Below are 15,910 nucleotides of genomic sequence, written 5' to 3'. Positions count from 1 at the left end.
GGTTAGTTTCCAGAATATTGAATTGATGGCTAGCTTTAACCTATTAAAACGTGAACTAGCTTAGAAAAAGTTGTTAATTTAACAAGAGAAATCACAAAAGTTGTGTCAAAAGGTTCCTTCTGTTAAACACCTTACTTCAGCTAATAATCAAACATCTCATCACGCAAAGAAAAATGTGTCAACTCAGCCAAACTCGCCACTCACAAAAGGATTTGAGCGACGTTCTCTGCCCAGCGTGGAGTTTGGCCCATGACCTGGCACAAATTCTACATCATCCCCCAGAGGAAAGAGTACAGATTTAATTGAGTGGATTAATGTATCAAAATCACCTTGGGGAAAATCAGTTCGACCTATGGAGCCCGCAAACAGTACGTCCCCCACAAATGCCAGCTTACTATCCGCTTGGAAAAAGACCACATGGCCTGGGGTATGCCCTGGACAGTGAAATACTTGAAACGTCAATTGCCCTACCAGTACTTCATCCCCTTGTTGCAACCAACGATCAGGCTCAAAGCTGCGCACAGGTGGAAAGCCAAACATTGAGGCTTGCATAGGTAATTGATCAAGCCAAAAACGATCTGCCTCATGAGGGCCTTCAATGGGTACATTAAAATACTCTGCCAAACTGGCGGTGCCTCCCACATGATCCAGGTGACCATGAGTCAATAATAGCTTTTCAACGGTCACACCGGCTTCTTCAATGGCTTGTTTTAGAATATCTGTATCACCACCAGGATCAATTAACGCTGCACGCATTGTCTGTTGGCAAATCACTAACGAACAGTTTTGTTGGAAAGGCGTAACAGGAATTGTAAGAACTTTCATCGGGGCTAATGCTTTAGTGGTCATCTGAATCCAATATCTAAAAAGGCTGTGTTAATATCCACATAGCGCTAACCTTACTGTATCCAGTAAGGTTTAGCAATTTTACCCAAGTACACAGCAGCTAAAACATCAAGTTAAATCATGACACCAGACCTTCTTCTACCACTTTTACAACAACGTCTTTTTCTAGCGGTTGTTGCTTGATAACGGCTAATTGTAAATCCACATAAGCCGATAAGGCTTCTTTAGACAAGATAGGCTGTTGTAAGCCTAACCTATGTAACCTGTCTCGAGTATTCTGTTCCTTTATCTCTACAGCCTGATACCCTTCGTTATCAAATATCCCACTAAACAAATAAGGTGCAAAAGGTAATTCTTTTCCTGAGGCGATCCATGCCTCAGCTTTTGCTTGCCATTCAGCCACACTCACTTCTTTTAATCCTTGCTGCTCAACCAGTAATAAATTCCAGTCGATTTGCTGGCTTCCCAATAAGTGGAAACTATGCTCAGAACTTTGCTGCAAACTCAAGATAGCAATGGCTGCTGCGGTATAATCAACAGGAATAAAATGCTCTTTAAACATCAGTTTAGGTACAGTTTTAAGCATTAAACAGGTTTGCAAATAGCGAGCTATCACATCTGTCGTATTGCCTCTTTGAGGGCACTGAGCAGGAGCACCCACTCTTCCTAAACGTACTAATTGCACATTCATGCCATGACAATACGCTTCCTCAATAAGCTGCTCAGCTACCCATTTAGATGCTAAATAACCATTATTTTGCCAATGCTGCTGTTCTTGTACTGAAGATAACTCATCATAAGGGTGGTCTGTTGCCGCGTTAAACACACCAGAAGTAGAAATAAAGACCAAACGACATTTTTGACGGTTTGCCGCAAGTATCAACAGCTCCAGAGTTGATCCCACATTACTTGCCTCAAGACAAGTGTAGGGTAATAAGTGATTAACGCGTGCTCCATTATGGATAATTAGATCCAGTTCTTCGGCAAGTGTATTCCACTGAATATCGTTTAACCCCAACTTGGGTAACGATAAATCACCTAGTAAAACTGTTATACGATCAGCAAATTGTGGTTGCCATAGGCCATAGGCCTGTAAATGCGTTTTGATTCTTACTAAGCCGCTAATCTCATCTTCTGCTCGAACTAAACAGTAACAGTACAGGTGCTGATTTTGAACTAACAACTGATGCAATAAATAACCACCCACATAACCCGTCGCTCCCGTTAATAGTGCGTATTTTATTGCGCCCTCCACATAATTGTTATCGACTTTTGCTAGAGGGAGTAAACAGTCTTTTGCTCGCTGTAACCAGTCGTCTGCAGTAACCCTATCTGCATTCTGGCGGCTATTATTAGTAAAGTCCTGATTACTGTTTTTCTGAACATGCAGACGTAAGTAATGCGCTAACTGTTGTATAGTAGGATGCGCAAAAACAATTTGTACTGTAATCTGGGCATTTAAGTGTTGCTTTATTGCTGACACCATTTTAACTGCTAACATAGAGTGCCCACCCAGCTCAAAAAAGTCAGCGGTAATGCTTAACTGCTCATACCCCAGCAACTGTTGCCAAATTTCACATAGTGAAACCTCTAATGCATCTGTAGGTGCTGCATAGCTTTGACTAATATAAAAGTCCGCCTGTTCAGGCACTGGTAATAAGCGATGATCAACTTTACCATTAACGGTTAACGGCAAAGCATCAATCGTCACAAAGGCAGCAGGAACCATATACCGAGGTAAGGTTTCAGCCAGCTTCATTCTCAATGCCGTTATCATCGCAGCCTTGTCTTCAACCACACTCTTATGATTTTCAGTACTCGCTGCATTATTTACAACAATATAGGCAACAAGCTGTGCTTGTTGTGTGTTCGGAGCATGTAAGACAACACAGGCTTGACTGATCACATCTTGCTGGGTCAACGCTGATTCTATTTCGCCAAGCTCAATTCTATATCCCCTCAGTTTAACCTGATTATCAACACGGCCTAAAAAGCAAATATTGCCATCAGCGAGGACCCTGACTAAATCGCCTGTTCGGTACAAACGCTGTTTTAGATGGTCGGCAACAGCATAGGAAATAAAACTTGTCTTATTCTGTGATGCCCGATTTAAGTAACCTCTAGCAACACCTTCTCCACCAATGTACAGCTCACCAACTGCACCTTCTGGTACAATCCGTTGCTGGCTATCTAAGACCACAAGCTGAACATGCGATAATCCCTTGCCTATAGGCACATTCTCCCCTTTAAAACCGCTTGGCACTTTATATATGCTGGCAGCAATGGTGGCCTCTGTCGGTCCATAAGCATTTAATAAATCACAATGACATACTGCGGCACTGGCTGCCCATTGCTGAGCAAAGTTAGCATTCAGAGCTTCTCCACCAACAACCACGCGCATTAAACAACTTTGTTGTTGCCAAAAACCAACATCTTCTAATACTGTCGTAAACACTTCCTGGGCATAAACTGGTGGAATATCAATATGGGTAATCTGGTGTGTTATCAACCACTGCCGGAAGGCTTCTGCTGACCATAATGATTCCTCTCGCATCACTAATTTAGCACCAATGCCAAGTGCTTCCCACGCTTGCTCTAGTGACGCATCAAACCCAATATTAGCAAAGGCCAATACGCAGTCTGAGCTACTCAGTTGATACCAATCAATCACTTCTTGAATATGTCGAGCAAAGGAATGGTGCTCAATCAATACACCTTTAGGTGTACCTGTGGAGCCTGAAGTGTAAATAATATAAGCCAGTTGTTGTGTAGTCAGCTGAGTCTGTTGCTTCACTTCATGCAGTAAATCACCTGCCTCATCAGCGCATTTAATGGATGAATAGCCCGCTAATACATCACGCGTATTTATTACTGTATTAGACATTGATATTAAATTATGACCTCGAGCTATTAACCCAGGCTCAGCAATAACATAATTAACTTGGGCATCCTTCAACATAAAATGTAATCGTTCATCAGGATACTTCGGATCAAGTGGCACATAAACACCACCGGCATACCAAATACCCAGCATGGCAACTACCCAGTCTATCGAATGATGTGTTAATACACCGATCGTGTCTTCTGACTGAATACCAGCAAGGATAAGTTTACGTGCTAAACGTAAAGCACAGGTTTGTAATTGAATAAAAGTGATTGCCTCGTTGCCTGCTTGTACAGCAATATTATTTTTTTGAATAAGACACTGTGAGTTAAATAAATCACAAATGGTTTTTGGATAAGATAATAACCATTGGTCAAAATGTTGGGTTAACCACTGCTGCTGTTGGCGATTAGTCTGTAATAAATACTCGTCTAATAAGAGGTCAGGTGCTACAGTCCATTGCTCGAATAACTGTAGTAAGCACCGATTAAACTGGCTAATGGTACCTTCCTTAAACAACTCTCGATTAAACTCCCAAAGTAACTCTGCACCTTTATCACTTTTTGTAAATTGTAAACTTAAATCAAATTTAGCAGGCAGTTCAGGGTAAGGTAATGCGGTAGCAGACTGCTCACCCAGGGTAAACATCGTATTATTATCATCTTCAACCGTTAACATAATTTGAAAAAGCGGATGAAAACTTAAGGAACGTTCTGGTTGTACTAACTCAACAACACGCTCAAAAGGAAAGTGTTGGTGTGTATATGCGTTTTTCACAACCAACATAGCATCATTAAGTAGCTGGTTAAGAGAGCGATTTCCATTTATTTGCCAGCGCAAAACTACTGTATTCACAAAGTAGCCAATTAACTCACTGAATGCTGGGTTATCACGATTCGCCATAGGGGTACCAATCACAACATCTTGCTCACCCGTAAAACGGTATAAAAACGCAGCAAATATCGCATATACGCCACTAAATAAGCTCACGCCTTGTTGCTCGCATAATTTTTGCAAGCGGGTTAATTTATCTGAAGCGATCTGTGCCCGAAACAATCCTCCCTCATGCAGTAAACGATCAGGTCGAGCAAAGTCTAATGGTAACTGGTGCAGTTTAGGTAATTCAGCAAGCTGTTGTTGCCAATAATCAGCTTGTATTTTAGCCTCATCAGTATTTAGCCATTGCCGCTGCCAGGCCGAATAATCTACATATTGATAAGGCAACGGTAACTGTTTTTGTGTTTGTTTTTCATAAAATTGCTGATAAAAAAACTGTAGCTCTTTCACAAAGAGTGCAACAGACCAACCATCAGCGGCAATATGGTGAAATGTAATAAGTAGTATATTTCCTTGTTCAGAGCCAAGCTCCAGACGTTTCACTCTAATTAAATAACTATCATCCGTTAAATTAAATGACTGATAAATCTCTTCATACCGAAGTTCATTAACTTCATCCCATAGAGCTTCATTATTCGTTTTTTTAAAACTGTCGCAACTTTCTAACTTAATGACCTCGATGAGATTTTGACAAGGCGGAGGCGACACTATTTGTAAAACATCACCTTGTTCAAGTGTAAAGCGAGTACGTAAAGTTTCATGACGAGTAATAATTTGAGTCAATGCGTAATTTAAAGCATCATCATCAATCTTCCCCCGAATATGGTAAGCAGCAGGCATATTATAATGTGTACTACCCTGCTCCATATGATCAAGAAACCACAAGCTTCGTTGTGCATAAGACGCATAAAGCTTCTCATTTCTGTCAACAGGCGTGATTACGCCATGAGCTGTTTTTTCATTTTGAGCACAAAGAATCTTCTCAGCAATGCTTTTTATTGTAGGCTTGGCAAAAATATGACTTACAGGTAGCTCCACCGAAAACGCATTACGTATAGCAGCCACCATTTTCATGACCAGTAAAGAATGACCTCCTAAACGAAAAAAATTGTCCATCCTTTTTATTCGTGATTGATGAGGTAATAATGTTTTCCAAATTTCACACAACTGGCGTTCAACCACGTTAAAAAACACATCAGGCTCTTCAACGTCTAATGCGTTCTGTTTCTTTTCTGCCATGTGTGAAAGGGTACGATAGTCAATTTTACCATTTACGTTTAACGGCAGCTTATCAACAATGTACCATTTCGTTGGCAACATATAGTCTGGTAACTGCTGTTGTAACTGTTCTCTTAATAATTGAATAATTTGATTTTCATCTTTACTATTCAGTGACTCATTTCCCTCAATATCATTTACTATTTTGTCGACATCACACACTATAAAAGTAACCAAACAGCGACTCTTATCCTCAATATCCGTGCATACAGCTGCTTGACAAACACCAGTAAGTTGTTCCAGTTGATATTTGATTTCTCCTAGCTCTATCCGAAAACCACGTATTTTTACTTGATCATCTATCCTTCCAACGTATTCAAGATTACCATCGGGTAACCAACGAACTAAGTCACCTGTTGCATATAACCGCTGCGTCTCCTGCTCACAATCAAACATTGATAGTTCTGCAAATGGGCTTAACCAACAAAACTTTTTTGCGGTCAACGCAGGTTGGCCAAGATAACCCAGGGTAACACCATCACCACCAATATATAACTCACCAATAGCCCCTATCGGTAATAAATGCTGCTGCTTATCCAGAACATGGAGAGAGTATCGCTTTAATGGTTTACCAATGGGCAACTTATTTTGCTGAGCCTGATAAGCTCCTAGCGTCGCACACACTGTTATTTCTGTTGGACCATATACATTGATTAACGGTACTTTTTGGGACCATTCTGCCGCTACTTGAACATTACATGCTTCTCCACCAATAAACAGTTGTTGTAATCCCGACCAATATTCTGCATCCAGAGAAGGCAGTAAACCGGGTGTTAAGAAAGCATGGGTTATACATAACTCACTAACCTTTTGGTTTAATAACTTTGGATCATAATTAATTGACTTTGGCAGTAGGTAAAGACAAGCACCCGCATAAAATGCTATCCCCCACTCAAGTACAGATGCATCAAATGTTATTGCTGCAAACTGTAACACACGACTGCTAGCGTCAATATTAAAAACCGAAGCTGATTTAAAGAGATTTACCACATTAGCATGAGAAACCAATACGCCTTTTGGTAGCCCTGTAGTACCTGAGGTATAAATAACATATGCATAATTATCTGCAGGTATGGGCCTTTCACACTGTAAATTTTCTTTGGGTAGCTGTTGTATCTCGGCAAGGGTAATATCATCATCAATGACACAAAGGAAAGTATCATGGTTATCTATTAATAGTCGTTCAAGCGTATATGAAATGTTTTTTTCCGAAATAACACACTGACAATGACCATCTTTAATAATATATTTTAAACGTTCTTCTGGTAGTTCTTGGCTTAGGGGTAAATATCCAGCACCTATTTTCATTACAGCCATTATTGAAATAAATAAAGCAGGAGAACGTTCGAGATAAATACCGACTAATTCATTAGGCTTTACCCCTTGACGAATCAAGTAGTGTGCAAGTTGATTCGCTTGTTCATTAAACTCTTTATAAGTGATAGTATTTTCCAAGAAGTACATAGCGGGATTATTGGGAAATACCCCAGCATTATGCTCTAACCACTGATGTACATAATCACACTTAGGTTTGCAAACTTCCTTTCTGTTAACTTCTGAATGATGAAGCTTATTTATATTTGGTAGTGATTTAACTGCATCAAAATCGTTAACTGACCAGCTGCGCAGCTGTTGATATTCATCAACACTACAAATAGGAAGCGCTTCAAGTAACTGATCAGTATTTTCGATCATGAACGCCCAGATTTTTAACAGTCTTTTTGCCAACAATGAGATTTCCATGGGCGCAAAATAATCTTTACGATAAGTGATAGAAAGCTGCTGCCCAAAACGGTCACCATGATCCAGAACCCTAATATTTAACGGATAGGATGAATCATCTGTATATATATCCTCTAATCGATGTAATAACCTATTAAAGTCTGTATCTAGGGCAAAGGAGTTATAAGAAAATAGTACATCAAATAATCGGTCATTATGGCCACTAGCATGTTTGATCTGTGCAGTAGAAATACACTGATGACGATAAACATGTTTAATGACTTGGGCAACGTATTTGATTAAATCACTACATGTTTTTGCCTGGTCAACAGTAATATAAAATGGTAATACTCCCGAGAACATTCCAACAACATCACGTTGTGCTTTTCCCTTCCGTTTATGTAATACTGAACCCAATGCAACAGTTGATGATTGCTGGTAAATTGAAAAATGAAGTGCTAAACCAGCCAAACATAATGCAAGTGGCCCACCAATATTTAATCTCTGTGAAGCTTCAAACATACCTTCTTTCATCAAGCGGGGCATAGCACAGCAATAACTCGCCACGCCTTTACTTACTTCACCCAAATACTTTGCAGGTAAAAGGTTAATTTTTGGCGAGTGCAAATGGACTGTTTTTTTCCAGTATGCTTCAACTTTGCAGTAGTTTTCGGTTTTTGAATATTCTGTACTTTCAATAACACAAGGTAAATATTGCTGAGTATTTCCTTTCCACTCAACCCCTTTTATATTAGAAATATAGGCATCACCCAATTTATTAATAAGCTTTACGATGCCATAACCATCAACCACAATATGATGCGCTAAAACAACGAAAACATGACGTTGATCTGACTCAGTTAACAACACCACACGAACCAAGTCACCGCGGTCCAAAGAAAATGCATATGGGAGTTCATTCTTTAACCATGCTTGTAACTGCTGACTCGGATCTAAGGTTTGGCTAAAGTCAATTGTTGAAAGCTCAGGGTATTGCTGTACATTATACTGCTTTGGTACACCATCAACGAGTGTAAATCGAAGCCCCACAAAGTCTAATGACTGAAATACTTGATTAACGGCTTTTGATAATGCTTCTTTATCCAATAAACCCTGCAACTCAATAATTAGACCGACGGTATATTTTGTTGAATCAGTTTCCTGACACTGATCGAAATAAATAGCTTGTTGCTCTGGGTGAAGTGGATAATGTGTATACTTCATAAATACTCCCTAATAAATTCAAGCACAATCAACAGCTACGTTAAGATTGTTTGCTATACCTTTAGCAATAACGCGAATATGACTGAATCAGCCATACTTTCATAGGTACAAAAAGTAATTGGCGTGTTCTTTAGCAAAAAAGAAGAGAAAGGCTATCATATGATCAACTCCTTGATGCTCACCTGTTGTACATACTACAGGTAACCACTAATCCTAAAAAAAGCTTAATTATTGGACAAAAAGTGGCCCTTGGTGAAAGGCATATATACCCTTTACGAATAATTTTTAGGGTTTGTTGTCAGCGCTATTAAAACAACTATGGTTGCGCTCGTAAGTCCTAACAGACTAGACTAGCACCGCTAAAAACCCTTCGTTTTGGGCATATAAAACAAGTGAAGCCTATCAGAAATCAGCTGAATTTCCATCCGTAAAATACGAAATGTATCAAACTGCGTATTGATATGTATCAGGCAATGTCGTAGTAGCGGCTACGCTACAGATATAAAGCGTTTGCATTTCTTTTCACAAACGTAAAAGCCTATCTACCTTTTTCAATAGGTAGATAGGTTACATGTGGTATCAACTTTCTAACGAAGATAGAAAATAATCTGTTATTTCCTGCAACTTCACTAACTCGTCATTTAATACGCTTTCCTGGCGCTTATTATTTTCTAATTTGACAGGTTCTAACTGACTCAGTAACTTGGCTAGCAGTTTACCTGGTTGATCAAACAACTGCCCTACCTTTTGATATGTATTTTGGAGCTGTTGACCAAAATCAGCTAATTGGGTAATAGGAGAGCGATTATTCAACGCTTCAAAGCCTCCACCGTTAGCTGAGGCATATGCCTGCTGCATCTGTTGTACTTCAGTTTGTTGCAATGTCAGTGAAAATTCACTGAGCGTAGAGGCATCAATACCCAACGACAAAGCCTGGTCAAATGCGCTGCTGACATTACCTTCAAAAAAATCATTAGCTAATACTGTTACATCAGCTAATAAAGCATTAATCGCATTTAACTCAGACTCATTTAAATCCCCTTCAACACTCAACTGAAACCCACTTTGGTACTGTGTTTGATTAGTGCTGACCGCTGCTTGTCCTTGTTGCAAGTATCCATTTGCAGCTGAAAACTGTTTAAATGCATTTATCGTCACCACATCGCCCTCTTTCGTGGTAACCTGAAAGGAAAACTGATTATCTAACTGATAATACTGTTGATGACTACGTAGACTCGTCGTTTGAGGCTCTCCCCCTAGGGCAATATCACTTAACGAGATTTTATCCGCATAATCAGTAAACCTACTCTGTAGCTCGTCAAGCCCTGCAGATACCAGATCAAAACTAGTATCAATATCTGCTTCTAAGTTGGGATTTAATAAGCCTAAAGCCTGAAGATCTTCACGAGCTTGAGCAAAACCTTTTGCAACGCCCTCCCTTGCTTGTCCTAATAAGTTTTGTAATCGCTCATTATCAGCACCTTCGGATTGTTCTGTGACTAAACGCTGTTCTACAAATTTTAAAATAGTATCGGCCACCTGCTCTGGTCGATACCCCGCAGATTCAGCTTTTAAGGGTTCTTCAGCACCTAGCTGCTGCCCTACACGTTGTAATAACGTATTCTGCAACAGCTGACGTGTACTTCCCCCAGCAGACGACCGCATTAAAGCTTGACTGTTTGTTGCCGCTTGCTGATATTGTTCGGCATGTTCTGGCCGCATTGAGTTCAGTAAATGTCCTGGTGTGATATTCATTAATGTAACCTCCAGATCGCTCTCTCCGACACTGACGCCATCGAACATGCCTTAAAGAACGTACTGATTCAGTCCTCTCTATATACTCGTTATCGGCATACGCCGCCAACACTTTAAGACTGCTATACTCATTCACAACTCATAATTAAGTTGGAAGCCATTGCAAGCCATGACGGCGCCATCTAAGCAAAGAATTCACGACTTACTGCAACAATTAGGCCTATCTCCAGATGCTTCGTTGCATGATGTTAAACAAGCTTATCGACAACGCGTAAAATCATTACATCCCGATAAAAACCCAGGGCAAGATACGACTGCAGCGTTTCAACAGTTACAACATACCTACCAAACTTTGGTGCAATACTACCAGTATGGAGCTCAGCCTCCACCAGTCCAACCGCCCTCTCATCACACGAAAGAAGAAATCACCACACCTGTGTCATTTGCTAATCAGGCCCCCAAACCGCCACCACCTATACCTAACCCTGTCATCAAACAAGCTATCGTTTGTCGGCATTGCCGTAAAGATAGACAAGGTTTGCGTTATCGCTGTTGGCAAAAAGTCACTGGTTTGATCATTATCACTCGACACAAACTGGTGTCAGGTATTTGGTGCCAGCATTGCAGCTTACGCTTAGCACTCAAAATTAATATTTGGAATTTACTACTGGGTTGGTGGAGTATAACCGGGCCTTGGCATACCATCCGGAGCTGGTGGACAAACACTTTAGGAGGCAAAACACCGCTAGCCGAAAACAGTAAATTAGAATATCGACTGGCATTGCAGCATATTGCAAAAAGCCGATTTAATGAAGCAATCGGTCACTTGTATTGGTTGAAACACTATTGTCAAAATCAAGCCATGCAAGACAAAGTCAATCAGCTATTACATCAACTGGGTGATCCCAGCGAGGCTGTCGCTCAGCCTCCAGAATCTACTCACTTCTTTAAAAGTCAGTTTATTTTGCTGAGCTTGATGATATTGTTTATTAGTCTACCTATACTGATATGGCAACAGGCATTTGAACCACTTGCATTAGTCAGCAAACCACCCATTTCTGCAAATCCCATTGCACCAGAAGCCCAACATCAAGCTCTTTATCGAAGCCATCGCTTAGGAAGTCATTATACGCTTGACGCTGTCGCCTTACTTTCTGCTCCAGATATTAAAAGTGCCATTATTACACGAGTAGGCCAATATGCACCTGTTAATGTAGTATCTAAAGGACCTCAAGGCTGGGTGACACTATCAACAACTAAAGGCTTGCAAGGGTTTGTTGCTGAACAGCTTATAGGATTTGGCAATCATACTATCGCAAAACGTTACCAGTGCCAGCAATACCCTGGTCCACGCCCATTTAATGGTGAGCTATTAGGACAACATAATGGAAAAAAACGCTTATCCATCGAAAACCCACACACAAACGATGCGATTGTTTTATTTAGACAACAAAATAAAACCGTTCAATTAGTTTATATTTACGCTCAGCAGCAAATCCACGTTCAACGCTTACCTAATCGAATTGACAATATTATTATTCGCCATGGTCAATTTTATAACCACGCCTGCCGCACATTTACTGCTAATTTAGAAGAACGCAAAGAGCCCCTTACTATTATTAGCAACCAACAAAAGCTACAGTTATAATGCTTACGATATTGCTACTGACAAGCAAGAGCAAATTTAATATTCTCAATTACAACAATTAACTAAAAAATTGACAAAGTATTTATATTTAATTCTTTTTATTTTGCAAATATTGAGTTTTAGTGAGCTTAAATATATCACACTGCTTCCCCATCACGGTTTGAGAATGGCTATAAACTTCACCTACTTTTAGAGCCACACTCTTTGATGCTTTATTTTCCGGATGGATTAGACTAATCAGCTCAGGTGTATCAAGATAAGTGAACCCCCACTCAATTGCTGCCAGTGCTGCTTCGGTTGCATACCCCTTGCCCCAATAATCAGGCGAAATCCCCCAACCTACTTCAATGCCTGGCCATCCTTCAGGCTCCCAAATTCCGACTCTACCCAAAAAGTTACTTGTTTTTTTATCCTCAACAACCCAAAGTCCAAATCCCTTTAAAACCCAATGTCCCGCAAGAAGAGCAAGTACTCTCCAGCTTTCTGCTTTATTAATTGGCTGTCCTGCACCAATATATTTGGCAAAATCAGCGTTTGCATTCAACATAGCAAATGCATCCGCATCGGCTAATGACCATCCTCTTAAGCGAAGTCGCGATGTTTCAATAATAGGAATTTCCATTTACATACTTCTCTTTTTTTACAAATGTAATACCACTGCTTAAATTGTCATGTATACCCATAATGAATCATTTTTAGGTGTCAAAATAAAGTGGCATTATCTTTTGGGAAAGTGGCTGCTATTCATTAACGACATAGCGTGGTTTTATGTAACGATATGCATAAGGCGACTCAGAAATAGGATAATCTGCTAATTGTTTGCCTTCTTTACTCCAATCCTTAGGCATCAAATCACCTAATGGTTGAACGGCTATGGACTGTTTCTGACACACAAAAAAAGGCATCGCAGCAACAGGCGTCAATGGTACCTGATGGACTTTATCTGTTTTGTTATCCTTATAATAAAAAATATTTCCTCGTGGATGAGGTCTGATAACTCGATAATCCGCAAATAATAACTCATTATCTGCTAACCCTTCCAAAGCCTCTACATTCATTCTTAACCGCACCAACTTTCCAGGCGCTATATTGTTATCAAAGTAAGGCTTAATACAAGCACCTTTACCATAGTGTGCTTCTGCTTCCGCAATGAGTCTGGATCGAAAGTCACCTACTGAAACCTGTCTTCCTCCTACCCCTTTTCTACGCCAATGGAATTGCACTTTAGCAATTGTCATAGGCCTTATTTCATCTTCTGGTGAAAACAACGGCACTTGACGATAAGCCTGCAAAAAAACGACCGTTTCTTGCCTTGGACCTCTCACATATTTATGCATATGACGTCGTATTCGTTGGGGTAACGCCGCCATTGCCTGGCGTAAACATTCTTTCTGTACATTAAATAGCTGAAGTTGCTGATAACTTTGCAAACTTACGTTTACAAGCCCTGTCAATCGTTTCGTAGTATTAATGTTTTGCTCAGGCGATTTATAAAAATCCGTTAAAATATCTATAATCGACGCTTTCGTATTTTGCGACTCTGGGGGTAATGATTCTACATGAATAGCGGTAGGGACTTCAGCTTGATCGCGAATGGGAATATGGCTAGCACAGAATACCCGCCAATCACTATCATGGGCTAACTGATCACGCACAGTCTGGGAAATAGCCAATAATTTTTCAAATTCGATCCTGACAGCCTCTCGTAACAAAGACTCTTCAGCAGAAAATTTTGGTGTCGTTATATGACCAGACATAAGCTCACTGTAATGTCCATTACTTAGTTGTGAGCAGTTTTACTGATTAAAAGGGCAAAAGCAAGCATCCCCACCTTAAGAGGCTGTCGCAAAACTACTTCGCTTGCAAATACAGCGTTAAAAATCGACTCAAAGTACTCATTTATTAAGTATAAACTCCGCCTTTTCGCCGATTTTTGCCTTGTCTTTGCTTCGCTCATAACCTTTTGCGACACCCTCTTAAAGCAAGAGAGAAGTGTTAGTGCGAAATCACTTTTCGAATCAGCTCATCATTTAACCACTGCTGCAGGAGTTGTACAACACGTGTAGCCACCACATCTGGCTCATGCCATTGGCACAGCTGCTCACAAAAAGAAGCAAAGTTATGTCCTTGTAGACTAAGCTCCAAAGCGACACGTTCATCTTTATGGACTGAGCGGAAGTTTGTCACTAGCCCCTTACGCCAAATAATCCAATCCGTCCGCTCTTCGACAATAGCTGGCGGTGTCTGTTGTTGCTCAAGGGCCTGCCATACTGCAACAGCATTTGTTTGCCAGGATACTATTTGCAGCGAGGGAACTAACTCAAGCTGTAATGTTGGCCACTGTTCAGCCGTCAACTGTTGTACATGATCAATGACAGCTATTTCACTTCCTGCCGCATCAAAGGCTAATCTTAAACGCCATTCCCACTCCGCTAATTCAGCAACAATTGGCATGGATTGATAATGTACTTGTTCACGAATAAATGCAGGTAAATATTGACCAAACCAACGCAAAGAAGGATCTGACGACGGATGATGTACAATATAATCAGATACCAGTTGGTTGAATTGCGCATCTCCCAACAACAGACCTAGACAGGGGTAATCTCCATCAAGCGCCTCTGTTAAGCGTTGTTGATAGGCATTGGCATATATCGCCAACCCAGGCTGCTCTTTTGTCACATAGTTTGTAATCGGTGTAGATTGACCTTGTAAATGCCCTAAAAAAATCTTTTGTAAATCTGCCAACTCAACCATAGTGCTGCTCCTGCACACCCACTGATGGTATGGTACTCGTAAATTGATAACGACTGGTTACGGGTAATACGACAGATGCTTGCTGTTGGCTATAAATTGGCTCTGCGAGTGTCCTTGCAGAATTTAACTCAGCCAGCAATTCAGAAAAAGTGGGCATGTTATCATCCCGCTCAATCATCGTAGAAACGGGACCAAATAACTCAGCAGCCACTTTATACAGCTGCCAAACAGGGTCTACCACAGGGGCATCATGGGTATCGATAATATAGTCTCCATAATCACTATGACCCGCTAAATGGTGCTGCATAACACGTTGAGGAGGCACACCTTTTAAATAATCAAGGGGGTCAAAATGATGGTTTCGGGCACTCACATAAATATTATTAATATCAAGTAGCAACATGCAGTCAGCCCGTTCAACCACTTCACTTACAAAGTCCCACTCAGTCATATCTGATTCAGCAAATGAAACATAGCTTGAAAGGTTTTCTAAGAGTATTTGCCGGCCTAAATAATCCTGAACAAAGTTTATGCGCTCAACAATATGTTTAATCGATGCCTCGGTATAAGGAAGGGGTAATAAGTCATGACTATTTATGCCACCGACACTAGTCCAGCACAAATGATCTGAAATAAAGATAGGATTAATACGATCTGCAAGAGATTTTAAATTTTTTAAGTAGTGCTTATTTAGTGGATCAGTACTACCGATCGATAAAGAAACACCGTGCATAGCAATAGGATATTGCTCACGAATAGCATCTAAAAAATACAGTGGTTTGCCACCATCAACAAAGTAATTCTCAGAAATAATCTCAAACCAATCTACAGCAGGCTGTGTGGCCAAAATTTCACTATAATAATCTTTCCGCAAACCTAAACCGAAGCCATGGAATATTTTTTTCACAGCATGCTCTCACAATTTTTATCATTATCAAATCAGGCGTGGTAAAAAATAC

Annotated in this window: 8 protein-coding genes; 1 reads left to right on the top strand and 7 read right to left on the bottom strand. The window is 40.3% G+C overall.

Annotated features, from left to right (window positions below):
* Window positions 1-183: 183 nt before the first annotated feature.
* The 3 genes from KHS79_RS09950 to KHS79_RS09940 all read right to left on the bottom strand — a co-directional run bounded on the left by KHS79_RS09950 (window position 184) and on the right by KHS79_RS09940 (window position 10,546).
* The gene (locus KHS79_RS09950; RefSeq protein ID WP_094789397.1) at window positions 184-825 is read right to left on the bottom strand and encodes an MBL fold metallo-hydrolase; all 642 of its coding nucleotides are present in this window, start codon (window positions 823-825) and stop codon (window positions 184-186) included.
* Between the two features lie 139 nt (window positions 826-964).
* Window positions 965-8,791 (bottom strand): non-ribosomal peptide synthetase, encoded by a 7,827-nt coding sequence (locus KHS79_RS09945; RefSeq protein WP_212718631.1) that lies wholly within the window; start codon window positions 8,789-8,791, stop codon window positions 965-967.
* Between the two features lie 579 nt (window positions 8,792-9,370).
* Complete coding sequence (locus KHS79_RS09940) at window positions 9,371-10,546, bottom strand: DUF5610 domain-containing protein (RefSeq protein ID WP_212718630.1); 1,176 nt, start codon at window positions 10,544-10,546, stop codon at window positions 9,371-9,373.
* A 169-nt stretch (window positions 10,547-10,715) separates the two neighbouring features.
* Here KHS79_RS09940 and KHS79_RS09935 point away from each other — a divergent pair, with 169 nt between their 5' ends.
* Complete coding sequence (locus KHS79_RS09935; protein ID WP_212718629.1) at window positions 10,716-12,194, top strand: DnaJ domain-containing protein; 1,479 nt, start codon at window positions 10,716-10,718, stop codon at window positions 12,192-12,194.
* Window positions 12,195-12,282: 88 nt separating this feature from the next.
* Here KHS79_RS09935 and KHS79_RS09930 read toward each other — a convergent pair whose 3' ends face one another.
* The 4 genes from KHS79_RS09930 to bufB form a co-directional block, all read right to left on the bottom strand.
* On the bottom strand, window positions 12,283-12,816 hold the full coding sequence (locus KHS79_RS09930; protein WP_094787137.1) for a GNAT family N-acetyltransferase: 534 nt from the start codon (window positions 12,814-12,816) through the stop codon (window positions 12,283-12,285).
* A 118-nt stretch (window positions 12,817-12,934) separates the two neighbouring features.
* A complete protein-coding gene (locus tag KHS79_RS09925; protein WP_212718628.1) occupies window positions 12,935-13,951 on the bottom strand; it encodes a hypothetical protein in 1,017 nt (338 codons plus the stop codon).
* Between the two features lie 238 nt (window positions 13,952-14,189).
* The gene (locus KHS79_RS09920; protein WP_212718627.1) at window positions 14,190-14,951 is read right to left on the bottom strand and encodes an HvfC/BufC family peptide modification chaperone; all 762 of its coding nucleotides are present in this window, start codon (window positions 14,949-14,951) and stop codon (window positions 14,190-14,192) included.
* Window positions 14,944-15,858, bottom strand: coding sequence for an MNIO family bufferin maturase (bufB, locus tag KHS79_RS09915; RefSeq protein WP_325167605.1), 915 nt, complete (start codon window positions 15,856-15,858; stop codon window positions 14,944-14,946). Before bufB ends, KHS79_RS09920 begins: the two co-directional genes overlap by 8 nt.
* Between the last annotated feature and the right edge of the window lie 52 nt (window positions 15,859-15,910).

This window comes from Zooshikella ganghwensis (assembly GCF_018263875.1).
Taxonomy (GTDB): Bacteria; Pseudomonadota; Gammaproteobacteria; order Pseudomonadales; family Zooshikellaceae; genus Zooshikella; species Zooshikella ganghwensis.
This window is presented reverse-complemented; position numbering and strand designations above follow the sequence as displayed.